The organism is Aquitalea aquatica (assembly GCF_013911085.1).
GTDB classification, from domain to species: Bacteria; Pseudomonadota; Gammaproteobacteria; order Burkholderiales; family Chromobacteriaceae; genus Aquitalea; species Aquitalea aquatica.
The window spans coordinates 71,635-94,374 of sequence record NZ_JACERN010000014.1; the positions used below are offsets into that span (position 1 = coordinate 71,635).

The 22,740-nt window shown below is 61.6% G+C and carries 25 protein-coding genes; 1 reads left to right on the top strand and 24 read right to left on the bottom strand.

The window, feature by feature from the left end; all coding sequences use genetic code 11:
• Positions 1 to 9: 9 nt before the first annotated feature.
• The 18 genes from H2Z84_RS04140 to H2Z84_RS04225 form a co-directional block, all read right to left on the bottom strand.
• The gene (locus H2Z84_RS04140; RefSeq protein WP_220272689.1) at positions 10 to 1,371 is read right to left on the bottom strand and encodes a sensor histidine kinase; all 1,362 of its coding nucleotides are present in this window, start codon (positions 1,369 to 1,371) and stop codon (positions 10 to 12) included.
• Entirely contained in the window at positions 1,347 to 2,786 is a 1,440-nt protein-coding gene (locus H2Z84_RS04145; protein WP_181834854.1) for a nickel-dependent hydrogenase large subunit, read from the bottom strand. The genes H2Z84_RS04140 and H2Z84_RS04145 overlap by 25 nt, the downstream gene beginning before the upstream one ends.
• Complete coding sequence (locus H2Z84_RS04150) at positions 2,783 to 3,784, bottom strand: NADH-quinone oxidoreductase subunit B family protein (protein ID WP_181834855.1); 1,002 nt, start codon at positions 3,782 to 3,784, stop codon at positions 2,783 to 2,785. The genes H2Z84_RS04145 and H2Z84_RS04150 overlap by 4 nt, the downstream gene beginning before the upstream one ends.
• Positions 3,768 to 5,207 (bottom strand): sigma-54-dependent transcriptional regulator, encoded by a 1,440-nt coding sequence (locus tag H2Z84_RS04155; RefSeq protein WP_103525263.1) that lies wholly within the window; start codon positions 5,205 to 5,207, stop codon positions 3,768 to 3,770. Before H2Z84_RS04155 ends, H2Z84_RS04150 begins: the two co-directional genes overlap by 17 nt.
• A gap of 97 nt (positions 5,208 to 5,304) precedes the next feature.
• Complete coding sequence (gene hypE / locus H2Z84_RS04160) at positions 5,305 to 6,345, bottom strand: hydrogenase expression/formation protein HypE (RefSeq protein ID WP_181834856.1); 1,041 nt, start codon at positions 6,343 to 6,345, stop codon at positions 5,305 to 5,307.
• The gene (gene hypD, locus H2Z84_RS04165) at positions 6,342 to 7,460 is read right to left on the bottom strand and encodes a hydrogenase formation protein HypD (protein ID WP_181834857.1); all 1,119 of its coding nucleotides are present in this window, start codon (positions 7,458 to 7,460) and stop codon (positions 6,342 to 6,344) included. The genes hypE and hypD overlap by 4 nt, the downstream gene beginning before the upstream one ends.
• A complete protein-coding gene (locus tag H2Z84_RS04170; RefSeq protein WP_103525266.1) occupies positions 7,457 to 7,684 on the bottom strand; it encodes a HypC/HybG/HupF family hydrogenase formation chaperone in 228 nt (75 codons plus the stop codon). Before H2Z84_RS04170 ends, hypD begins: the two co-directional genes overlap by 4 nt.
• 10 nt (positions 7,685 to 7,694) lie before the next feature.
• Positions 7,695 to 9,989 (bottom strand): carbamoyltransferase HypF, encoded by a 2,295-nt coding sequence (hypF, locus tag H2Z84_RS04175; protein WP_181834858.1) that lies wholly within the window; start codon positions 9,987 to 9,989, stop codon positions 7,695 to 7,697.
• Between the two features lie 3 nt (positions 9,990 to 9,992).
• Positions 9,993 to 11,000 carry a hydrogenase nickel incorporation protein HypB gene (gene hypB, locus H2Z84_RS04180; protein ID WP_181834859.1) on the bottom strand — a complete coding sequence of 336 codons (1,008 nt, stop codon included), beginning with the start codon at positions 10,998 to 11,000 and terminating at the stop codon, positions 9,993 to 9,995.
• A 73-nt stretch (positions 11,001 to 11,073) separates the two neighbouring features.
• Entirely contained in the window at positions 11,074 to 11,415 is a 342-nt protein-coding gene (gene hypA / locus H2Z84_RS04185) for a hydrogenase maturation nickel metallochaperone HypA (RefSeq protein WP_181834860.1), read from the bottom strand.
• Complete coding sequence (locus H2Z84_RS04190) at positions 11,408 to 12,418, bottom strand: hypothetical protein (protein ID WP_181834861.1); 1,011 nt, start codon at positions 12,416 to 12,418, stop codon at positions 11,408 to 11,410. Before H2Z84_RS04190 ends, hypA begins: the two co-directional genes overlap by 8 nt.
• Complete coding sequence (hybE, locus tag H2Z84_RS04195; RefSeq protein ID WP_181834862.1) at positions 12,415 to 12,894, bottom strand: [NiFe]-hydrogenase assembly chaperone HybE; 480 nt, start codon at positions 12,892 to 12,894, stop codon at positions 12,415 to 12,417. Before hybE ends, H2Z84_RS04190 begins: the two co-directional genes overlap by 4 nt.
• The gene (locus tag H2Z84_RS04200; RefSeq protein WP_181834863.1) at positions 12,891 to 13,115 is read right to left on the bottom strand and encodes a rubredoxin; all 225 of its coding nucleotides are present in this window, start codon (positions 13,113 to 13,115) and stop codon (positions 12,891 to 12,893) included. Before H2Z84_RS04200 ends, hybE begins: the two co-directional genes overlap by 4 nt.
• A complete protein-coding gene (locus H2Z84_RS04205) occupies positions 13,115 to 13,978 on the bottom strand; it encodes a hydrogenase expression/formation protein (RefSeq protein ID WP_181834864.1) in 864 nt (287 codons plus the stop codon). Before H2Z84_RS04205 ends, H2Z84_RS04200 begins: the two co-directional genes overlap by 1 nt.
• The gene (locus H2Z84_RS04210; RefSeq protein WP_181834865.1) at positions 13,975 to 14,415 is read right to left on the bottom strand and encodes a thioredoxin domain-containing protein; all 441 of its coding nucleotides are present in this window, start codon (positions 14,413 to 14,415) and stop codon (positions 13,975 to 13,977) included. Before H2Z84_RS04210 ends, H2Z84_RS04205 begins: the two co-directional genes overlap by 4 nt.
• On the bottom strand, positions 14,415 to 14,741 hold the full coding sequence (locus H2Z84_RS04215; RefSeq protein ID WP_220272690.1) for a HypC/HybG/HupF family hydrogenase formation chaperone: 327 nt from the start codon (positions 14,739 to 14,741) through the stop codon (positions 14,415 to 14,417). Before H2Z84_RS04215 ends, H2Z84_RS04210 begins: the two co-directional genes overlap by 1 nt.
• On the bottom strand, positions 14,738 to 15,343 hold the full coding sequence (gene hybD / locus H2Z84_RS04220) for a HyaD/HybD family hydrogenase maturation endopeptidase (RefSeq protein WP_181834866.1): 606 nt from the start codon (positions 15,341 to 15,343) through the stop codon (positions 14,738 to 14,740). The genes H2Z84_RS04215 and hybD overlap by 4 nt, the downstream gene beginning before the upstream one ends.
• A gap of 26 nt (positions 15,344 to 15,369) precedes the next feature.
• Complete coding sequence (locus tag H2Z84_RS04225; RefSeq protein WP_181834867.1) at positions 15,370 to 15,708, bottom strand: hypothetical protein; 339 nt, start codon at positions 15,706 to 15,708, stop codon at positions 15,370 to 15,372.
• 280 nt (positions 15,709 to 15,988) lie between these two features.
• Here H2Z84_RS04225 and H2Z84_RS04230 point away from each other — a divergent pair, with 280 nt between their 5' ends.
• The gene (locus H2Z84_RS04230) at positions 15,989 to 17,314 is read left to right on the top strand and encodes a DUF4062 domain-containing protein (protein ID WP_181834868.1); all 1,326 of its coding nucleotides are present in this window, start codon (positions 15,989 to 15,991) and stop codon (positions 17,312 to 17,314) included.
• Between the two features lie 145 nt (positions 17,315 to 17,459).
• Here H2Z84_RS04230 and H2Z84_RS04235 read toward each other — a convergent pair whose 3' ends face one another.
• The 6 genes from H2Z84_RS04235 to H2Z84_RS04260 all read right to left on the bottom strand — a co-directional run bounded on the left by H2Z84_RS04235 (position 17,460) and on the right by H2Z84_RS04260 (position 22,558).
• Positions 17,460 to 17,696 (bottom strand): hypothetical protein, encoded by a 237-nt coding sequence (locus H2Z84_RS04235; RefSeq protein ID WP_181834869.1) that lies wholly within the window; start codon positions 17,694 to 17,696, stop codon positions 17,460 to 17,462.
• A gap of 90 nt (positions 17,697 to 17,786) precedes the next feature.
• Positions 17,787 to 18,065, bottom strand: a complete 279-nt coding sequence (locus H2Z84_RS04240) for a hypothetical protein (RefSeq protein ID WP_181834870.1) — start codon at positions 18,063 to 18,065, stop codon at positions 17,787 to 17,789.
• Between the two features lie 189 nt (positions 18,066 to 18,254).
• Positions 18,255 to 18,542: a HigA family addiction module antitoxin gene (locus H2Z84_RS04245; RefSeq protein WP_103525283.1), complete on the bottom strand. Its 288-nt coding sequence runs from the start codon at positions 18,540 to 18,542 to the stop codon at positions 18,255 to 18,257.
• Positions 18,543 to 18,741: 199 nt separating this feature from the next.
• The gene (cybH, locus tag H2Z84_RS04250; protein WP_181834871.1) at positions 18,742 to 19,449 is read right to left on the bottom strand and encodes a Ni/Fe-hydrogenase, b-type cytochrome subunit; all 708 of its coding nucleotides are present in this window, start codon (positions 19,447 to 19,449) and stop codon (positions 18,742 to 18,744) included.
• Between the two features lie 194 nt (positions 19,450 to 19,643).
• Positions 19,644 to 21,434, bottom strand: a complete 1,791-nt coding sequence (locus H2Z84_RS04255) for a nickel-dependent hydrogenase large subunit (RefSeq protein ID WP_181834872.1) — start codon at positions 21,432 to 21,434, stop codon at positions 19,644 to 19,646.
• Positions 21,434 to 22,558 (bottom strand): hydrogenase small subunit, encoded by a 1,125-nt coding sequence (locus H2Z84_RS04260; RefSeq protein WP_103525286.1) that lies wholly within the window; start codon positions 22,556 to 22,558, stop codon positions 21,434 to 21,436. Before H2Z84_RS04260 ends, H2Z84_RS04255 begins: the two co-directional genes overlap by 1 nt.
• Between the last annotated feature and the right edge of the window lie 182 nt (positions 22,559 to 22,740).

Genomic DNA, 22,740 nt, shown 5'->3' on the forward strand with positions numbered 1-22,740 from the left:
CAGAGTGATTCAGTGGTGGTAGGCCGGCAGGCGCAAGGTAAAGCAGGCTCCGCCGCTCAGCGGGCTGTCGGCGCTCAGTTGGCCGCCATGACGCTCGACGATGCCATAGCTGATGGACAGGCCCAGCCCGGTGCCCTTGCCGATGGGCTTGGTGGTGAAGAAGGGGTCGAAAATCAGCGGCAATGCCTCTTCGCTGATGCCGGGGCCATTGTCTAGCAAGACCAGTTCCACCATGTCGCCGGCGCGTTCCAGTCGTAGCTGCAGCGTGGGCTGCGGGGTTTTCTCGATGGCATCGAAAGCATTCTGGATCAGGTTGACCAATACCTGCTGCAACTGGTTGGCCGAACCGCACACCCAGGCCGGCTCATCCAGCCCGCTGCTGCTGACCTCGACCCGAAACGGCGCGGCCCGGCTGACCCAGTGCACGGCGCGCTGGGTGAGATCGGCCAGATCCACCCGCTGCCGGGTGTTTTCTTCCACGGCGGAAAAGCGTTTCAGCGCATCGACGATATGGCCGCTGCGCTCGGCACCTTCCATCAGGCCGGCGCTGAGCGAGGGCAGGTCGGCCAGCAGGCGGTCGATTTTCAGCTCGATGCGCAGCGCCTGGTTGTCGCTGCTCAGGTCATGGGCGTGGATGGCATTGAGATAGCGGGTGAGCTTGCCGGCATAGCGCTGCATGGCGTGGGCATTGCCCAGGATAAAGCTGATGGGGTTGTTCAGCTCATGCGCCACGCCAGCGACCAGCCGGCCGAGCGAAGCCATCTTTTCCGCCTGCACCAGCTGTGCCTGCGCTGATTTCAGCGCCTGATGCGCCGCTTGCAGCTGGGCATAGGCGCGCTTGAGTTCGCCAATGGGGCGGCCCACAGCGACAAAGCCGCTGTAGCGGCCTTCACCGTCGTACAGCGGGCTGACATTCCAGGTGACCGGTACCGGCTCGCCCTGCTGCCGGGGCAGGGCGATTTCCACATCCTGCACATCGCTGCGACCTGCCGCCAGCAAGGTGGCGATCTGGCTGCGTGCCTGGCTGTCTTCCACCAGTTCGGCCAGTTCGCGCCCGACCAGCTCGCTTTCCGCGTGGCCGGTCAGCTGCAGCATGGCCCGGTTGACCTGGCGCACCTTGCCCACGGTATCGCACACCACCAGTACATCGGTCATGGCAGCCAGCACGCCTTCGGTAAAGTGATGGGCTTCTGCCAGCTCGCGGTGCTTGGTTTCCAGCGTTTCCTGCGAGGCCACCAGCTCGCTGTATACCTCGTCCATGCGCTGGATGACATCGATCCAGGCGGCTTCGGCCAGCTCTTGTCCGGCAGCGGCCATGCTGTCATCCGGCAAGCAGACCGGCGCGTTCAGTGCGTGGTGCAGACCTGGCATGGGTCGAAACTCCTGACAATGTGCTGAACCTGCAGGGCTTGCGGGTCGCTGGCATCCACGCCTTCCAGCGCTTTTTCCAGTGGGCCGGGCAGCTCCTTGCTGTCGCGCGGTGAAAAATTCCAGGTGGTGGGGGCGATGATCTGGTAGCGGCTGATACGGCCGGCATCCAGTGTCACCCAGTGGCCCAGCATGCCGCGTGCGGCTTCGGTCAGGCCGATGGCGCTGTTGTGCACTGCGCTGGCCGGGCAGGGCTGCTGGAAGGGCTGTTCCAGCTCCAGTGCTGCCAGCCAGTGTTCCATCAGCGGCACGATGCGCGCCACCTCGGTCAGCCTGGCCACCACCCGGCTCAGTACATTGCCGCCGGAACTGGCCACCATCTCGTTCAGCAGCGGCTCGCCGCGCAGCAGGCCACGCGCCAGTGCGCCGGTTTCTGCGGCAAGGCCAGCCACGCGGGGTGCCTTGCTCCAGCTATAGCCTTCGGCCTTGTCCGGCAGTGGCACGGTGTCGGTGTGCAGCGGGGCGCTCGGGCCATCGCCGGCCAGCCAGCTGCTGTGGTTGTCTTCGCTGATCTGCTCCAGCGGCAGCGGCTGGCTGACGCCCTGTTGCCACAGCCCGGCCGGGCTCCAGGGGCCGTCCGGGCCGGCATAGGCTGCCGCCGCGATGAAATGGTCGTAGCTGCGGCCCAGCTGGTGTAATTGCAGCTGCTCGGCAAGGTGCAGGAAATGGCCGAAATCTGCGGCTGGTGTCTCTAAGCGGTAGTGTTCCAGCGCGGCCTGGCTATCCAGTGCGGCGATGGCTTCCAGTGATTGGCCAAAAGTGCGCTGCTCCAGAAAGCGGCGGAAGCTGCGCAGCCATTGTTGCAAGCGTACCCGCTCGGCGGCGCTGACCACCTTGGTCACCCCGCCCGGTTGCAGACACAGGGTATGCGGCCAGTGGCCGGCCAGGCTGCCCATGAAGCGCATCAGGATGGCGCGTGCTTCCAGCATGGGAGCGACGGCGCTGCCGGACTGGGCCTTGAAGCGGGCCAGGGTTTCACTGTGCCAGCCATGCTGCTGGTAGTCGGCACGGGCAAAGTCCGGCATGAAAAACAGGTAGAAATGGCTGAGGTGATCGGCGATGTTTTCCACCGCGTGGATCAGGTTCAGCACCCGCTGGCCATTGGCCGGTGGCGTGATGCCGTACAGCTGCGACAGCGCATGCGCCGCCGCTACCGATTGCGATACCGAGCAGATGCCACAGATGCGCGGCACGATGGCCAGGGCGTCCAGCGGCTCGCGCCCCAGCAGTATGCGTTCGAAGCCACGAAACAGCGGCGCGGTGACGCGGGCGGCGCTGACCTTGCCATCGGCAAAGTCCAGGGTGATGTTGAGGTCGCCCTCGACACGGTTGAAGGGGCCAAGAATGCGACGGCTCATGCTTTGCCCTTTTTCGGTAGCGAGGGGGGAACAGTCAGGCGGTCCAGCACGGCATTCTGTCTGACCCGGGTTGGGGTGGCCGATTTGGACAGGGTGGACAGCGCGACAAACCAGGCCTTGGGCATGTCGGTGGGCAGGCCCACCGGGAAGCCGGCTACCTGCGGCGTGCTGAAGAAACCATGGCCGGGGTCGGCAAAATCCGGTGCGGTGCAGTTGATGCAGGGGTAGCCGCCGGTCAGGCAGGAGCCTTCGCCATTCCAGCCACGGCTGTTGCAATCGGCATGGGCCTGGGTGCCCTTGCAGCCGACATGCTCCATCAGGCAGCCCATCTGGCCCGGTGCGGTGGCGCTGGCCTTGAATTCGTAAAACTCGTTCTTGTCGCAGCCGTGGTGCACCAGCTTGTCGGCGTAAAAGCGTGGCCGGCCCAAGGGGTCGAGGTCGCTGGCTTGCAGGCTGTCGGCCGCCAGCAAGGCCAGGGTTTCCAGCACCCAGCCCGGATGGGTGGGACAGCCGGAAATATTCACCACCGGCAGGCCTCCGGCGGCGTGGAAATGACCACCCAGCAGGCCACCGGGATGACTGCCGGCATAGTCCAGCCCCACCGCACCGGTGAGATTGTCGCCGGCAGCGCTGATGCCGCCATAGGCAGCGCAAGTGCCCACGGCTATCACCTGGCCGGCGCGGCGGGCCAGTTGTTCGATCAGCGTGCTCATGCTTTGACCGTCCGGCAGCAAGTGGAAACGGCCGGCGGCGCCGGTCATCACCGAGCCTTCCAGGCAGAGCATGTCCAGCGGCTCGCTGCCATCAGCCAGCCGCTGCAGCAGTTGCATGGCTTCATCCAGGCTTTGTTCGGCAAAGCTCGGGTGCCAGATCAGCTCGATGCCGATGTCGGCCAGTGTGGTGAACAGGCTGGGGGCATCGGTATTCAGCAGCGACAGGGTGCAGCCGCCGCAGCCACCGGATTGCAGCCACAGCAGGCGTTTATTTTTCGAGGCCATAGCGGGTCAGCTTGTTGCGCAGGCCGACGCGGGACAGGCCCAGCTCGGCGGCGGCACGGGTCTTGTTCCAGCGTTGGCGGGTGAGGGTTTCGCGCAGGATCTGCTTTTCCAGCTCGTCCATGCGGGTTTTCAGGTCGCCGGGCAGGCCGGTGAGAAAAGCCAGCTCGGCCACCTGTTCTTCGGCAGCGGCTTGCAGCACTTCGGCGGACAGCAGCTCGGCGCCCAGCAAGTCGTCGTCGCTCAGCACCAGCATGCGGTTGATCTCGTTGCGCAGCTGGCGCACATTGCCCGGCCAGCGGTAGTCCTGCAGGGCTTGCAGGGTGTCCTCGCCAAAGCGCGCGGCCGGACGCTGGTAGTGGTGGCGGGCTTCGTCCAGCAGGGCCTGGGCGATCAGCGGAATGTCCTGTGGCCGCTCGCGCAGCGGCGGCACGCTGACGGTAAAGGCCGACAACCGGTAGTAGAGGTCTTCGCGGAACTGCCCGGCGCGCACCAGCTCGGGCAGCAGCTTGTTGGTGGCCGATACCACGCGCACATTCACTTTCAGCGGGCGCGGGCTGCCCACCGGGCGGATTTCGCCTTCCTGCAGCACGCGCAACAGCTTGGCCTGGAAGGCGGGCGAGGTTTCGCCGATTTCATCCAGGAAAATGGTGCCGCCATCGGCTTGCTGGAACAGGCCGATGCGGTCCTGATAGGCGCCGGTAAAGGCCCCGCGCTTGTGGCCGAACAGCTCGCTTTCCAGCAGCTGTTCCGGCATGGCGGCGCAGTTTTCCACCACGAAGGGGCGGTCGCGGCGGTGGCTGGCGTAGTGCAGGGCGCGCGCCAGCAATTCCTTGCCCACGCCGGATTCGCCCTCGATCAGCACCGAGATGTCAAACGGCGACACCCGCGCCAGCAGCGCGCAGATCTTGCTCATGCTGCTGTCCGGCGCCCGCACGATATTGTCCATGGCCGAGCGTTCGCGCATCTGCTCGCGCTTGCTGTCCACCTTGACCTTGAGCCAGGGTTCGGAGGCTTTCAGCTCGATATTGAGCAGCTCGTTTTCCTGCTGCAGGCGGAATAGCTCCACCGCGCCCTGCACGGTCAGCAGCAGCGATTCCGGCCTCCAGGGCTTGAGCAGGTACTGGTAGATGCCGGCATCGTTGACGGCGGCGATAATGTCGGCGTTGTCGGTGTAGCCGGACAGGATGATGCGGATGACCTGCGGGCAGCGCTCGCGTACCTGTTTGAGGAATTCCACGCCGCTCATGTCCGGCATGCGCTGGTCGCTGACCACCACCTGGATGAATTCCGATTCCAGAATGGCCAGTGCTTCCGCGCCTCCCTGCGCGGTAAACAGGGTGAAGTCGTCTTCCAGCGTCCGTTCCAGTGCTTCCAGCGAGCGGATTTCGTCATCCACCAGCAAAATGGCGGGTTTTGCGCGCATTGTTCTTATCCCAGTCAAGCATTGTTATTGTCTGTTCGCCCGGGCTGTGTCGCCCGGGTCGGTGGCTGGCGGCCATGGCCGCTGCCGATGGTTCAGCCTAGCAAATGCGTGGCAGCATTTCGCCGCTGAGCCAGTCCAGCAGCCGTTCGCCGCCAAAGTCGGTGGCCACCCGGACAAACTGGTGGGCATCGGCTACCACTTCGCCGATGATGGCCGCCTGCTGTCCCAGCGGGTGGGCTTGCAGGGCGGCTAGTGCCGCTGCCGCCTGTTCTGCCGGACAGATGGCCACCAGTTTACCCTCGTTGGCGATGTAAAGCGGGTCCAGTCCGAGAAATTCGCAGGCTGCGCGCACGCTGGCCTGTACCGGAATGGCGCTTTCCTGCAGGCGCATGCCCACGCCGGATTGCTGGGCGATTTCATTCAGCGTGGTGGCCAGGCCGCCACGGGTGGGGTCGCGCATCAGGCGCAGGCCGGGGCTGGCGGCCAGCAGGTCGGCGGCCAGGGTGTGCAGGGCCGCGCTGTCGGAGAGGATGGGGCTGGCAAAACCCAGCCCTTCGCGCTGTGACATCACCGCCATGCCGTGGTCGCCCAGTGTGCCGGACAGCAAGATCACATCGCCGGGCCGGGCCTGATCACCGGACAGCTTCACCCCGTCGGCCACCACGCCGACGCCGGTGGTGGAGATGAACACGCCGTCACCCTTGCCGCGCTCCACCACCTTGGTGTCGCCGGTGACGATGGCTACACCGGCTGCGCGTGCTGCGGCAGCCATGGAGCGCACGATGCGCGCCAGATCAGCCAGCGGCAGGCCTTCTTCCAGAATGAAACCAGCACTCAGATATAGCGGGGTGGCACCGCCCATGGCCAGATCATTCACCGTGCCATGCACCGCGAGGCTGCCGATGTCGCCGCCGGGAAAGAACAAGGGCGAGATGACATGGCTGTCGGTGGCGATGGCAATACGTGCGCCGGGTGGCGGCAGGATGGCCTGATCATTGCCCTGGGCCAGCCAGTCGTTGGCGAACTCGGCGGCAAACAGCTCGCTCACCAGCTGGGCCATGGCGCGGCCGCCGCTGCCGTGGGTCAGGTTGACCAGACCGTGCTTGAGGTCGAGCGGACGGGTGTAGGACTTGCTCATGCCGTGGCTCCCTGAACGAAACGGCCATAGTGGTAGTGGGCGGCACAGGCTCCTTCGCTGGACACCATGCAGGAACCCAGCGGGTTGTCCGGCGTGCAGACGATGCCGAACACCTTGCAGTCCTGCGGTTGTTTCTGGCCGCGCAGGATGGCGCCGCACTCACAGGCCTTGTGATCCGGCACGTGACGATAAGGCAGGGCAAAGCGCAGCTCGGCGTCGAACTCGGCAAAATCGGGGTGAATGGCCAGCGCGGAGTGCGGCACCTGGCCCAGCCCGCGCCATTCGAAGCTGTCGCGCAGTGTCATGGTTTGCGCCACCCGCTCGCGCGCCTTCTGGTTGCCTTCGTGGGTCACGGCACGGCTGAACTGGGTTTCCACCTCGGTACGCCCTGCATTGATCTGCTCCACCAGCATGGCTACTGATTGCAGCACGTCCAGCGGCTCGAAGCCGGCAATCACCACCGGCTTGGCAAATTCTGTTGCCACGGCGGCATAGGGTGCGCTGCCGATGACGGTGCTGACATGCGAGGGGCCAATAAAGCCGTCCAGCTCCACCGCATCGCCTGCCGCCAGCAGATGGCGCATGGCGGGCGGGGTGAGTACGTGGTTGCAGAACACGCTGAAATTGGCCAGCTTTTCCTGGCGGGCCTGTAACAGCGCCAGCGCGGTGGGCGGGGTTGTGGTTTCAAAGCCGATGGCGAAAAACACCACCTGCTTGTGCGGATTGTCACGGGCGATCTGCAGCGCGTCCTTGGTGGAGTACACCATGCGCACATCGGCCCCTTTGGCGCGTGCCTGGTACAGGCTCATCTTGTTTGATGCAGGCACGCGCAGGGTGTCGCCATAGCTGCACAGGATGACATCCGGGCGCAGTGCCAGCTCGATGGCCGAATCCACCCGGCCAATCGGCAGCACGCACACCGGGCAGCCGGGGCCGTGAATCAGCCGGATATTGTCCGGCAGCAGGCCGGTGAGTCCGTAGCGGGCAATGGCGTGGGTGTGGCCGCCGCAGAACTCCATCAGCCGGTATTGCCGGCCCGGCTGCACCAGCGTGCGGATGTGGGCCGCCATGCCACGGGCGATGTCGCCACGGCGGAATTCGTCTACATATTTCATGCCTGCTCTCCTGCCGCCAGCTGGTCCATCAGGGCCAGGGTGCGGGCGGCTTCCTCGGCATCGAGTTTGCCGATGGCGTAACCGACATGCAGGATGACGTAATCGCCCTCCTGCGGGGCATCGATCAGGGCGACTGATACTTCGCGGCTGACGCCATCCATATCAACCACTGCCATGTCATCGGGCAGCAGTTGGCTGATTCTTACCGGCATGGCCAGGCACATGGTGTTTTCCTTATTGTTGCAGCAGGCGTTGTCTGGCTACCCAGGCTTGTCCCAGGCTGAGACCGCCATCATTGGGTGGCAGCTGTTGTGCGGTATGGACTTGCAGCCCGGCATCACGCAGCTGCGGCAGCAGGCTGTTCAGCAAGCGGCGATTGGCGCAGCAGCCACCGGCCAGTACCAGCTGGCGGATGCCGGTGGTGCTGGCGGCGCGCTCGGCCCAGTCGGCCAGTGCTGCCGCTAGCGTGGCGTGCCACAGGCTGGCGATGGCGACCGGGTCGCTCAATTGCAGCAGCTGGCGCGCCAGCGGGGTGAGGTCGAGCAGATTGGCCGGCGATACCTGCCAGCCTCCGGCCAGCGGGGCGCAGTCGGCTGCCAGTGCTTCCAGCTTTTGTGCAGCCTCGCTTTCGAAACTTTGCTGCGGGCACAGTCCAGTGAGGCCGGCAATGGCATCGAACCAGCGGCCCATGCTGGTGGTGTCCGGGCAGTTGAGTCCGGTTTCCAGCTGGCGCAGCAGCAGTGGCAGGCCGGGCTGTGCCGACAGATGCGGCGGTAGTGGCAAGTCCGGGCAATAGCGCTGCCACAGACCCACCGCCATGCGCCATGGCTCGCGCGCCGCCTTGTCGCCACCGGGCAGCGGCAGCGGGCTGATATGCCCCATGCGTTCGCAGCTGGCACCTTCCAGCATCATCAGTTCGCCACCCCAGGCGCCACCGTTCTTGCCCAGGCCGTAACCGTCCAGTGCCAGCCCCAGCAGAGGGCCATGCAGGCCGTGTTCGGCCATCACCGCGGCCAGATGGGCATGGTGGTGTTGTACCGGCAGCAAGGGAATGCCCAGCCGCTGCGACCATTGCTGCGCCAGCTGGCTGGAAAAACTGTCCGGCTGCAAGTCGCAGGCGATGGCTTGCGGTGTGACGCCGGTGAGGTCGAGCAAGTGCTGGGCGGTCTGTTCCAGCGATTCGCAACTGAGCGGGTGGTCCAGGTCGCCCACATGCTGCGATACAAAAGCCTGTGTACCGCGCAATACGCTGACCGTGGTCTTGAGATAAGCACCCAGTGCCAGGACATCCGGCCCGCCAGCGGCGAGTGGAAGCGGATCGGGTACAAAGCCGCGGGCGCGGCGATAGAACAAGGGCTGACCGGCCTGTACCGCCAGCACGCTATCGTCGCAGCGGGTGACGATGTTGCGGTTGTGCAGCAGGAAGACATCGGCCACCTTGTTCAGCCGTTCGCGTGCTTCCTGATTGCTGGTGACGATGGGTTCGCCGGACAGGTTGGCGCTGGTCATCACCCAGATGCGTTCACACGCTTGCTGACGCCATTGCTTGTCCTGCGGGCGGCCCAGCGCTTCGTGAAACAGCAGCCATTGCAGCGGGGTGTAGGGCAGCATCACGCCGATGCAGCCAATGCCGGGAGCGATGTCCGGCAGCAGTTGGTCGGCCTCCGGTTTTTTCTGCAGCAATACAATGGGGCGCTCCGGGCGCAGCAGCCAGGTGGCTTCGGCCGGGCTGACTTCGCAGAAAGCGCGCACCGAATCGATATTCAGCGCCATTACCGCCAGCGGTTTACCGGGGCGGTGTTTGAGCTGGCGCAGCCGGCTTACGGCCTCGGTACTGGTGGCATCACACACCAGGTGAAAGCCGCCCAGCCCCTTCATGGCAATGCTGCGGCCCATTTGCAGGATCTGCCAGGCACCGTGCAGCGGGTCGCCATTCAGGGCAATGCCAAAGCGGTCGGTCAGCTGCAGCTGCGGGCCACAGCTGGGACAGGCGGTGGGTTCGGCATGAAAGCGGCGGCTGTGCGGGCTCTGGTATTCGCTGCGGCACTCCGGGCACAGCAAGAAGGGCAGCATGCTGGTGTTGGCACGATCGTAGGGCAGGCGATGGGTAACGGTGTAGCGCGGGCCACAATCGGTACAGTTGATGAAGGGGTAGCGATAGCGGCGGTCGCCGGGGTTGAACAACTCGTTCAGACAGGCCGGACAGGTTGCGCTGTCGGCCGGCAGCTGCGCGTGGGTGGTGCTGCCGCTGCTGTCGCGGATTTCAAACGGCCCGGCTTCGGGCAGCGGGTCCAGCAGGCTTTGCTGCAGGCTGTCGATCTGCGCCAGTGGCGGCAGATCGTGTTGCAGGTGATGGCGAAAGGCAGCCAGCTGGCTGCTGCTACCCTGCAGTTCGATGGTGACGCCTTCGCCGGTATTGTGTACAAAACCGGACAGGCCCTGGGCCTGGGCGGTACGCCAGATGAAGGGGCGAAAACCCACCCCCTGTACCCGGCCCCGTACGGTAAGGCGCAGTCTTTGTGTGGCCATGATTCAGTTACGCTCCTGCAACTGCTGTTCCAGCGCGGCAATCTGCTGGCGCAGGCGCGCCACTTCGCGTTGTTTCACCAGTTGGGCATCGTTCATTTCCAGCAGCAGCCAGTCTATCCACAAGTCCATGCCGTCGCCGCTCTTGCTGGACAGCTGCAGCACCTTGATTTTCGGGTTGACGCGGCGGGCATTGGCGATGCACACGTCCACGTCGAAATCCAGATGGCGCAGCAGGTCGATCTTGGTCAGCAGCATGATGTCGGCGGCGGCAAACATGTCCGGGTATTTCAGCGGCTTGTCTTCACCCTCGGTGACGGACAGGATGGCCACCTTGTGCGCCTCGCCCAGGTCGAAAGCCGCCGGGCACACCAGATTGCCGACGTTTTCGATCAGCAGCAGGCTGTCGTCGGCCGGGTTCAGTTGTTCCAGCGCCTGGCCCACCATGTGGGCGTCCAGATGACAGCCCTTGCCGGTATTGATCTGGATGGCCGGCGCACCGGCAGCGCGGATGCGCTCGGCATCGTTGCTGGTTTGCTGGTCGCCTTCCACCACGTACACCAGGGTGTCGCTGCCAAGCTGGCGGATGGTTTCCGCCAGTAGCGTGGTTTTGCCCGAACCGGGGCTGGACACCAGATTGAGCGCAAAGATGCCGCGGTCGCGCAGCCACTGGCGGTTTTGCGCGGCATAGCCATCGTTCTTGGACAGGATGTCCTGTTCGATCTTCACCATGCGCGCCTGGCTCAGGCCCGGCGCATGGGCGTGCGCCGCGCCCTGGCCATAATGCAGTGCCGCGCCGCCCGCCTGCTGGCTGAGGGCAGGCTGGTGTTCTGCCGCCTCGCCTGCCGGGATTGCCGGTGCCGGGTGAGCATGATGCTGGTCGTGGTCGTGGTCGTGAGAGTGGCCATGTTCATGGCTGTGCGCATGGTGCGAGCGATAGGGAAACTTCACGCCGCCGGGAGCCCGGCCTTCAATCTTCACATTGCCTTTGCTGCAGCCGCAAACGGTACACATTGCTGCCTCTCCTTGATTTTTCGTTCTGATGGCAGCGGCCAGTGGCCGCTTGCCGGTATTCATGGTGCGGGGCTTATTCCACTTCCAGTTCGCTGACGCGCATTTCATCGCCACCAGTCACTTGCACCTGATGCTTGCCACACAAGGGGCAGGCATCGAAGCGGGCGTGGATGGCCACGCTCTGGCTACAGGCCAGACACCAGCCCGTGCCGGGCTGGCGCACAAAGTGAAAGCGCGCGCCGTCGGCCAGGGTGTCGCGGCTGACCACGTCCAGGCAGAACTCCAGCGCCTCGGCTTCCACCCCGGCCAGCTCGCCTATGCTCAGCCATACCTGCTTTACCCGGCTGAAATCCTGTGCCTTGGCCTGGTCTTCCAGTAACTGGACGATACCTTCAGCCAGTGACATTTCATGCATATTCCACATCCTTGCTAACGCTATACGGCACACAGGGGTCGATCAGGCTGATCTGCTGCTGCCATTCTGCGGCAGTGGCGTCAGCCAGAAAACCCAGACTTACCCTGAGTACCCCTTCCGGGTGGGCGTGCCACAAGGTGGGTGGCACCACCCGGTAACGGCTGATGCGGCCGCTGGCATCCAGTGCCGCCAGATGCAGCAGCGGGCCGCGCGCGGTTTCCACCAGCGCCAGCGCACCATCGGCCAGGCTGGCAACGCTGCTGTGCAATAGCGCGCCATCCAGCCAGCGAGCCAGTTGCAGCAGCCGCGCCAGCAGCCTTGCCCGTGGCAGCAGACCGGCAGCCAGCAGGCCGGCTAGCTGCGGTGCTTCGCGTGCCAGCGCTCCTACTTCCTGCGGCTGACCCTGCCATACCGGCCCGCCAGGGCGCAGCCAGTCGGCCAACTGGCTGGCCAGGGTGGCGGCATCCAGGGCCGGCAGCAGCGCACAGCCGGGCAGTGGCTGGTCCAGCTGCTGCAGCCAGCGTGCCGGTGCCGTGGCACCCAGTTCCAGCCATGCCAGCCAGCCGGCCTCGCCGCGTTGCAGCCACTGGCCGCAGTCTTCGCCATAGACAAAGTCTTCGGCCAGTGCGCGCAGGCTGGGCAGATCGCGGGCGGTACGCCAGCGTGCCATCCAGGTGCTGGCTGCCGGGCTGCCATCAAAGCATTGCGACCAGTCCAGCAGCAGCTTGCGCAGTGTTTCGCGCACGGCTTCCAGCGTGATAGTGCTGCGCTGTTCCGGGCTGATGCTCACTGGCAGGCCGGCGGCCTGTTGCAGCACCAGTTGGGCGGCCAGCGTCTGGGCGCGGGCGCACAGGGCAAACAGCAAGGGCGTGATGCGCACTGCCTGCGCCGGGTGCTGGCCGATGAGTACCCGCTCAGCCTCCAGCCGTGGCCAGCTTAGCGATACCGCCTGACCCTTGTCCTTGTTCTGGCTCAGGACAATGTGAATCTGGTCGGCTTTCATCGGCCCAATCCAAACAGCCGCCGTCGCGACAGATCCGGTGCGGCGGCTTGCGGGGCGGGGAACAGCAGCTTCAGCACTTCCAGCGCGGTGGCGCGGGCGCTGTCCTGATCGGCAAACTGCATGACCGGTGAAAACAGCGAGCACAGCCGGTAATCACCCAGCGCAGCTTCGTGGCCGGCCATGAAGGGCAGGGCATCGCCGGGCAGGGCGATCACGGTTTCACCGGTCGGCGGAACGGCAGGCAGGCTGTCGGTTTCTGCCGGCAGCAGCAGCAGGTTCATGAACCAGGGCGTGAGTAGCACCCCGGCCCACAGCCGTCCCTGCGGGCCATCCCATTGCTGGAAGCCGATGGCCTCCACTTGCAGTGCGGGGTTGAGGATGGGAATGCCCTGCATGCGGGTGGCAGCGATATCGCGGAACAAAGCCTCCAGCTGCGCGGCAGGCGTGGCGACGAAGGGCTGCGGGGACTGGCTCATGTTGGTTCGGCCAGTACCATGAACTGATCGCGGGCGCCGTCGCATTCCGGGCAGCGCCAGTGTTCCGGCAGGGCGGAAAACGGCGTGCCGGGCGGAATCTGCCATACATCGTCGCCCTGGGCCGGGTCGTACACCCACCAGCAGATCTTGCATTCCATGCGCGCATCGTCCGCCAGGCTGGCGTCGCGTCCCAGGTAGGAGCCTTCAAAGCGCCCGTCCATCAGTATTCCCCTTGCAACCACTGCCAGGCTTCTTGCAGGCGGTCCAGCGAGTCGGCCAGATCGTCCTCCGAGGCCAGCGCCACTTCCGGAATGCGGGTGATTTCCAGCGTATCCAGCAAGATGCTGTTCATGCCGTTGAAGTACTGCACGCGCCAGACATTGCGTAGCGAGGTGGCCATGATGCGGCATTTGCCATAGCCACGGGAAAACACCCCGCTATTGCCCGGCCCCAGGATGGCATCCAGGCAGTCCATATCGGCCGGGCTCATCGGCAGCAAGGAAAAGTTGATGATGTGGGCTTCGCTGCCGGGGTTTTGCATGGCGGCGGCAATTTCGGTCAGTACCGGCCCGGCGTTCATCAGCTGGTCGGGCAGAGTGGGGATGTCCAGCGCGGCCTTGCCAAACGCCCGGGCAGCCTGCCATACGGCGGCGGGAATAGGGCAGGCTTCAATGCGGTCGGCCAGCAGCTGGCCATCGGCGCTGCTTTCCAGCACGCGCCAGATACCGGCGAACACCGACTCCTGCATGTCCAGTTCGCGGCCGTCCAGCAGCTTCACCCGACAGGACACCTCGCCTTCGCCCAGCAGCTGGTTGATCAACTGACGGTTGGCGGCGTCAAGCTGGCTGATGTCCTGCACCGGGTAAACCTCGGCATCACCCTGATAGCCCTGCAATTGGGCAATCAGCTCGGCAATCACCTGTTTGGCGGCATGCAGGTGTTCCACCTCTTCCGATGTGGGCAGGGTGGGCTGGTCGAAGCTGTCGATTTCACGCGGCAGCGGCATGTAGGCCAGGTCCGGGTCTTCCGGTTGCGAACCGGGGCCAAGGCCCACCACGGCGACGGGGAAGGGTTTGATGTTCATGCGCAACCTTTCTCGCTGCTGGCACTGGTGACCGGAATGCCGACCGAAGGCGGGCGACGGGTGGGGGCGGTGAGCTTGTCGGCAAAGCTGTGCACAATGTCCGGCCAGTCTTGCAGGCCGGCGATGATGCCCACGTACTCACCCTGGCGCAGAAACAGCAGGGCGGGGAATTTCAGGATGCCGTAGCGCTTGGCGATGGCCTGGCTGGCCGGCAGGTCGGCATAGGCCACACGGAAGGTGTCGGCGGGAAATTCGCGCAGCACTTCCGGCACGATCACCACATTGTCCAGTACCTCGGGATATTTCACCGGGTCGGCATTCAGCATCATGATCAGCTGGGGCGTGGTAGTGGCCAGGCTGTCCAGGCCAGCGGCGTCGGTTTGCGTATAACCGGTGGCAGCCAGCCGCTCTAGCAGATTGTCTTGCGGGGTGGACATCAGGAGGGTTTCCTTTGTGCGTCGAATTGCGCTTGCAGATGCGGCGGCAGTTGCGGCTCGCGCTGATTGAGATCGGCCAGATGGATGGCCGGATCGAAGCGGCCGTTCATGGCGGCATCCAGCGCTGCCAGTGCGTCCAGAATGTCGGCGGCCTGTTGCGGGCTGAGCACTTCGCGTGCGGCGCCGGTGAATACCAGCAGCCAGTCGCCAGGCTGCACCTCGCCTACCAGCGACAGATCGACGCTTTGCCAGCGCTCACCCTGGCGGCAATCCGCCACCAGGCCGTGACAGCGCGCTACCTGCATGGGAAGGCCCAGGCACATCATTGTTCTCCCAGTACACGGCCATCGCCGATGCGGCAGGCGGTTGCGGCGGATGGTCGTTCGTCTTCATAGCGCTGCATGTCGAGGCTGGCATGGTTGAGCCTGTCATCGTCCTGGCGGGCTGAAAGGCTGATACCCCAGTCCTGCAACTGCTGTACGGCCAGCGCAATGGCCGGTTCCAGCTGCGCACGCACTGCGTCGGTCAGGCTACCGCCATAGTCTTCCAGCTGCACCGGCTGCACGCCGATCAGCACGATGCTGGCCGGCAGATTGCCCTTGAGGTCGGCCAGTGCCAGCACCTCGGAAAAGCCGGTCTGGTGCAGGCTCATTTTCTTGGCCGTGAGATAGGCCGGCACGGCGTCGTCGCGGTAGACCTTGAGCGTGCCCGGTTCCAGCCCGAAATCGATGGCATCGAACAGGATCAGCCGGTCGGCTTCTTCCACATAGGGCAAGAGCAGCAGCCCCTGGGTGCCGCCGTCCACGACCTCGACATTGGCGGGCAATTGATAGCGGGCATACAGCTGCTCGGCGGCACGGACGCCAAAGCCTTCGTCGGCCCAGAGCAGATTGCCCAGCCCCATGATGATGATGTTGTCGGTATGCATGCTGTGATGGCCTGTAACGGAGTGGGTTACAGATCAAGTTTCGTGCCAGTGCCGGACTTGCCGGGAATATGTGCCGGATCAGGGGTTTGCCGCTTATTCCATACGCAATGCAAGGACATTTTCCTGGCAAATGGAAAGTAAAAGTGCAAACCATCTAACCAGTGTCGATCAGGTAGCTGACGTGAATGGAGGTATTCCCGGAAATGGGCAAGGCCGATGCGGGAATGGCGGTCGGCTGGCGGTGAACCGCGCTGGGCATGCCACTGGTCAATGATGGCAGCAGCCGATTTAGACGCAGAGCCAAGCACCTTGCCATTGGGACTGGCTGCGCAGTGGATGACGATCAGATTGATGGTGCGGGACACGATTTCCTCATGCAGGACATGAGGCAAATCGTAGGGAAAGTCAGGAGGAGGGTGGTTTGGGAAAGGGTTCGGTACAAGCGTCGGGCACCGCAGGATCACGGTAGGGAGTGATTTTAATGTGGCTGCTTTTAATGATAAGGTTATATGGCTACAATAATTGCTGGTTGTTGCTTAAGGCTTTTGTGAGTAATTGGGTGTGGATTTTTTTTGGAAATTAGGGTTGTTTTGATAGGGTGTGAGCTTGTGAAATTGTATTTATGTACATTGAAAGGAAAATGTTTTGAAAGCTACTAAATACCAGGTGTTTCTTAGCTCGACGTATTCTGACTTGGTGGATGAGCGTGAAGGCATTATTAAGGCTGTGTTGGAGATGTATAATATTCCAATTGGTATGGAAATGTTCAGTGCAGAGGACGAGGATCAGTGGGAAATTATAAGAAGAACAATTGAGGTTAGTGATTATTATATTCTTGTCCTCGGATTGAGGTATGGAACAAAAACATCTGATGGCATTAGCTTTACTCAGAAGGAATATCAATATGCTTTGGAGAAAAAAATACCAATCCTTGCTTTTGTTATGAACGATACAGTGCCATTGTCAAAAGAAAAGAGAGATGATGATCTTTCGGAGATTTGTAAATTTAGAGAAATGGTGTTGACTAACTCAAAAATGGCTCAGTTTTGGGAGGCAAAAGATCAGCTTGTTAAGAGTGTTTCTATCTCATTGATGAAGCAAATCATGCAAAAGCCTGGCATTGGATGGGTTAGAGGCAGTAATGCAGGAAATGAAGAGGCTTTGTCGAATGAATTAACAGCTTTGAGTAAGGAAAATAGAGATTTGAGAGATAGGTTGATGGAGTTGGAGTCAAAGCTATCATTAAAGTTACCGATCATAGATGTGATGGTGAAGCCCTCTGCTTTTGATGGTGCCTTATCTTCTTATGTGCCAGTTGAAATGGTGGTGCCTATTGGGCCTGAAGATGTGGATCTATTTCTAAGAGATTACGTTTCAGGCGATGACTTGGAATTGTATAATAATTCAATTCCGAAGCAAGATGAGTTGGATAGATATAATAGTGAATGTGAGAGAATTTTCAAAATAAAAAATAACTCGATGCCACTTGTTATTGAAGTCTCTAATATGGGTACGTCGAAGGCTAATAATCTTTATGTGGATGTTGTGTTTTCGCCTGGCATTTTTGTTTTTGATGGTAATGAAGAATTTTCGATGCCAGTAAGTCCTATTCCGAAAAATCCTCTGGAGCGTGCTAGGGCTAAATATTATGGTGCTAGAGTGAGAGGCTTGGATTTGTATGACAAGAAACGTCAAGATATTTTAGATAATCTATTTAATGCAAGGTCGGCGATCTCCCCGAGTGCAAGTATTATCCCCAGAATACCAAAAATTAATAGGGATTGGGATACGTGGTTAGATGGTGGAAAAGTTACTATTAAGATGGATGAGTTGCTTCATACGCGAAGTAAGATTTTTTCTGATAGATACAAGATGTGTTTCTTATTTAGTGGTAAGCATAGTGTTATCATTAAAATCATATGCGAAGAGTATGGTGAAGTTGAAAGTAAATTTGTGGAATTTGAAGTGTGATTCAATTGTTTTAGGGTTTGTTTAATAATAAATCTTGCTTTAGGTTGTTGAAAGCAATGGAGTATTTTAGTTTTTCTGTTGATTGTGTGAGCCGTTGGAATAGTTAAATCGAAGTGAGAATGGCCCTGTTCGGGCCATTTTTCATTCAGAATAACAACCCTTGCCCGGTATCACTCAGCGGGGCAAGGTCATCCTCCTTATTCAGAGTCTCTTCAATCTGGCGGTCACACGGCCGGTATTTCGTCACCAGCACGTTGTTGACGGTGGCGTTGTTGCCCAGCTCCAGGCAGTTGCTGCCGCCGTAGGCTTCCACCAGTTTGATGGTGGTACTCCGGCTGATCAGGTCGATGATGATACGGACGTTTTCCGGAACCAGATGCAAGGCACGCTGCTATTGAACAAAGAGCCTTAAGCCAACAGCCCGCCCATCCATTAAATAGCCGGGCTGTTCTGCACGGGTGACTGCGCGGGTTTAAGCCAGCAATTGCTGTTGTTGCTGCTGCAAACCCAGCAAGCCCTGCATCAAGTGATTGCGATAGGCATCAGACGGGTGCAGGGCCAGCAAGGCCATCACTGCCTCCAGCGTCTGGGCCTGTTCCCGTAATGCCGAATCCGACTGGGCAAAGCTGCGTGCCAACTCCTGCACCGGGTTGCGCAGTGCGGCAAAGCGGTCCTGCTGGAGCATGGCTTGCAGCAGGACGATGTGTTGGCGCATCAGGGAGAGGACGGGTGTGGTGATTTGGTGTGTCATGCGCTGCACCCTCCCGTTGCTTGGCATAGGGCAGAGGCGGCAAGCAAGTAAACAGGGAAAATAGTGCAGCGTCTGGGAAGGCAAGGAACATGGAGGTAAGGCGAGCGGGGGCATGGCGCGGCATGGTGTACGGAGCGCGGGTCGTTGATGGCCACGCAGTGCAAGGTTGCGTCCGGTGTTACGCAAGGCTTAAACGCGACGTGCTTGCCGTAGTTGGCGGCGGGCCTGCGCCAGGTCCCAGGCGCTTTGCAGCGCCATCCAGAACTGGGCATCCTGGCCAAACAAGCAGGCCAGCCGGATGGCGGTGTCCGGGCTGATGCCGCGCTTGCCGGCAATCAGCTCGTTCAGCCGCCGCCGCGAAATGCCCAGCCGCCGGGCTGCCTCGGTCTGACTCAATCCGGCGGGAGCCAGAAAGCGGCTATCCAGAAAACGGCCGGGGTGCAGCGGGGTGCGGGCACTGACGAGCGGGATGGTCATGGTGGCGGGGTGAAGTGGTTGGGATGGCTGCGGGTGGGGTGGTTTGCCACCAGTGCAAAACTGGCAGCAAACCTTAACGATCTCGCGAACGAAGGGTCAGACAAGGCGAAATGGCGCGAAAAGCGGAATGTATATCAAGTACATGAGCATTTTGAGCGACAGTTCAATGCAGTATCACCCGAGTGCAGCAGATCGTGTGTCAGTCCTTGAACATGCGGAAACCGCTGATCATGGTGGATACCATGCTCTGCTTGGACATGATGTCCTCGCGGATCGCCGCATACACATGGATCATCACGAACAGGATGATGGACCACATGCCCAGCCGGTGCCAGTTGTGCACGGTGAGGCTATTGCCGCCAAAAGCGGAAATCACCCAGCCAAAAGCCTGATACGCCCAGCTCTTGGTGCCCAGGCCTTCACCGTACAGGGCAAAACCGGAGAAGCACATGAATACCGCCACCCACAGGAAGGTGGCCATGGCGATCTGCCCTACCGGGTTGTGGCCGATGTATTTCTTCGGGTAGCGCTCGATAAACAGATACCAGCGCACTTCGAAGAAAAACTCCTTCCACCAGCCCTTGTCCCACACTGGCACCAGAATGATCTCGCGCGCATGGTGATTGCCCACCAGCGCCCAGTACAGCCGGCTGATCAGGCCGATGGCCAGAATATAGCCAGCGGTGAAATGGGCAAACCGGATATAGCCCATGACGAAGTTGAAGGTCGCCTCACCCGGTACCGAAGGTAAGGGTTTGCCGATCAGATAGCCGGTGATCGACAGGGTGATGATGCACAGCACCGTCACCCAGTGCCACAGGCGCACCGGCGCTTCATACACATAGACGGATGTGACCTTGCGGCCCAGGCCCTGCGGGGCGTTGCCGTCGAAGCCATAGCTTTTCATGCCGAATCTCCTGTTTTCCCGCCGAACCACCACGCTGCCGGACATCCCGGGAGTGATGCTCACCCCGGCCTGCGTGGCGGTCGATCAGGAAGTTCGCCCGTATGGCCTGCGGGGGGAGCGAGGCCATGCGGACTGGTCAATCGTCGCCTTGCCAGCCGTTCCGGGGGAGTGGGTGGGCTGGTGTGGCGACGAACTCAACGTACTTTCACGCTTACCAGCTCGCCGCCGTCTTTGCCAATCACATGGGTGGAGCAGGCCAGGCAAGGGTCGAAGCTGTGCAGGGTGCGCAGGATTTCCAGTGGCTGATCCGGCACCGCCATCTTGGTGCCCATCAGCGAGGCTTCGTAAGCGCCGATCTGGCCCTTGGCGTCACGCGGACCGGCATTCCAGGTGGTGGGCACCACGCACTGGTAGCTGTCGATGCGGGTATCGGCAATTTTCAGCCAGTGGCCCAGCGCACCACGCGGGGCTTCGGTAAAGCCCACGCCCTTGGCTGCGGCCGGCCAGCTGGCCGGGTCCCATTTCTCCACATTGGCGGTGGCCGTGTCGCCGTTCTTGATGTTGGTAATCAGGCGGTCGAAGAAGTAGCGCATCTTGTTGGCGGCCCAGGACGACTCCAGCGCACGGGCGGCGGTGCGGCCCAGGGTGGAGAACAGCGCTTCCTTGGGCGCGCCCAGCGTGTGCAGCAGCTTGTCGATCGGTTCCTTGAACTCCGGCTTGTTCTGGTGGTAGCCAATCAGGTAGCGCGCCAGCGGGCCTACTTCCATGGCGTGGCCCTTCCAGCGTGGCGACTTGATCCATGAGTACTTGGCCGATTCGTCCAGCTGCTCGATGCGAGTCTTGGTCCCCTTGTGATTGGCACCCAGCTCGAATTTGGGCGCGGTGATGCCGTCGAAGGGGTGCAGGCCCTTGCTGTCGTCGCCATAGCTGTACCAGCTGTGGGTGACGAATTCCTGGATTTCATCCGGAGCGTACAGGTCGATCGGGTGGATTTCGTTGAACTTGCCATTGATGATGGCGCCACGCGGCAGCAGCAGGCTGCTTTCGCTGTAGTCGTTGGCATGGTCGGGGAAGTCACCGTAGGACATCACGCTCTGGCTGGCCAGACCGCCGCCGATGGCTGCCCAGTCCTTGTAGAAGCCAGCAATGGCGATCACGTCCGGGATATACACCTGCTCGCAGAAGGTGATGGTGCGGTCGATGATCTGCGATACCAGGTTCAGCCGTTCCATATTGATGGCACCGACTGCGCCCACGTCATCGATATTGATGGCGCAGGGCATGCCACCCACCAGCCAGTTGGGGTGGGGGTTCTTGCCGCCGAAGATGGTGTGGATCTTGACGATTTCCTTCTGGAAATCCAGCGCTTCCAGATAGTGGGCCACCGCCATCAGGTTGGCTTCCGGTGGCAGCTTCATCGCAGGGTGACCCCAGTAGCCATTGCGGAAGGGGCCCAATTGGCCGGATTCGACAAAGCGCTTCAGCCGCGATTGCAGGTCACGGAAATAACCGGGGCTGGACAGCGGCCAGTCGGAAATGCTCTGTGCCAGTTCGCTGGTTTTTTTCGGGTCGGCCTTGAGGGCGGACACCACGTCCACCCAGTCCAGCGCGTGCAGGTGATAGAAGTGCACCAGGTGATCGTGCACATACAGCGCCGCCTGCATCAGGTTGCGGATCAGGTTGGCGTTTTCGGGAATCTTGATCTTGAGCGCGTCTTCCACCGCACGCACCGAGGTCAGTGCGTGGGTACCGGTGCACACACCGCAGATGCGCTCGACAAAGGCCCAGGCATCGCGCGGATCGCGGCCCTTGAGGATGACTTCCAGGCCACGCCACATGGTGCCGGTGGACACGGCATTGGTGATGATGTTGTTGCTGTCGATGTTCACTTCGCAGCGCAGGTGGCCTTCGATACGGGTGACCGGGTCCACCACCACGCGGCGGCCGCTATTGTCCAGGGTAAAACCTTGGGTCTGGTAGGACATCAGACGTTCTCCTCGTTCTTGTCTTTATTCTGCGCGGGGGCGGCGGCGTCCAGCGGTTGCAGGTCCTGCTTCTTCAGCATGGTGCTCTTGATGGCGCTGACCGCAGCATGGGCGGCAATGGCTGCGCCGGCGGTGCCGGCCACGGTAAAGCCGATCTTGTCGGCATTGGCTTCCACGCCGAATTGCGGAATGGAGGTGACACGGTCGTAGAAGGAGCCCTTGTCCCAGAAGCCTTCTTCCGAACAGCCGATACAGCCATGGCCGGACTGGATGGGGAAGGACACGCCGTCGTTCCAGCGCACGGTGGAGCAGGCGTTATAGGTGGTGGGGCCTTTGCAGCCCATCTTGTACAGGCAGTAGCCCTTGCGCGCGCCATCGTCGTCCCAACTCTCGACAAACTGACCAGCGTCAAAGTGTGGGCGGCGATAGCATTTATCATGGATGCGCTGGCCGTAGAACATCTTGGGCCGGCCCTGGCGGTCCAGCTCGGGAATCTTGTCGAAGGTCACCATATAGGTGATGACGGCAGCCATGACTTCCGGAATCGGCGGGCAGCCCGGTACCTTGATCACCGGCTTGTCCAGAATCACCTGGTGTACCGGGGTGGCGCGGGTGGGGTTGGGTTTGGCAGCCTGCACGCAGCCCCAGCTGGCACAGGAACCCCAGGCGATCAGCGCCTTGGCGTCGGCCGATACGCGCTTGAGTTTTTCCACGAAGGGTTCGCCACCGGGGAAGCAGAACATGCCGTCTTCATTGAGCGGCGGGTTGCCTTCCACGGCGACAATGTAATTGCCTTTGTGATTCTTGATCAGGTCGTCAAGGATGGCTTCGGCCTGGTGACCGGCTGCCGCCATGATGGTGTCGTCGTAATCCAGCGAGATCAGCGACAGGATGGCGTCCTTGGCCAGCGGGTGGGCCGAGCGGATGAAGGACTCGGTACAGCAGGTGCATTCCAGACCGTGCAGCCAGATCACCGGCACACGCGGCTTGGTTTCCAGTGCATAGGCAATGCGGGGGACAAAAGCCGAGCCCAGGCCCAGCGAGGTGGCGGTCAGGCTGCAGAACTTCAGAAAGCTGCGCCGAGTCACGCCTTGGCGACGCATGGCTTGATAGAAAGTCTCCATGTGTTTACGCTCCTCCATGCCATGCATATGGCATTCGATGTGTTTTCTTGTTGTGCCGGATCTGCGTTTTTAGTGGTCTGTCCGGACAGGCTGGCGGTGTTGCAACCTGACCAACGCTTTCAATATCCGTGCCAGAACGGCGGCATGAAAAAATGTCGGCAAAACAGGGGTTTGGCAGGAGG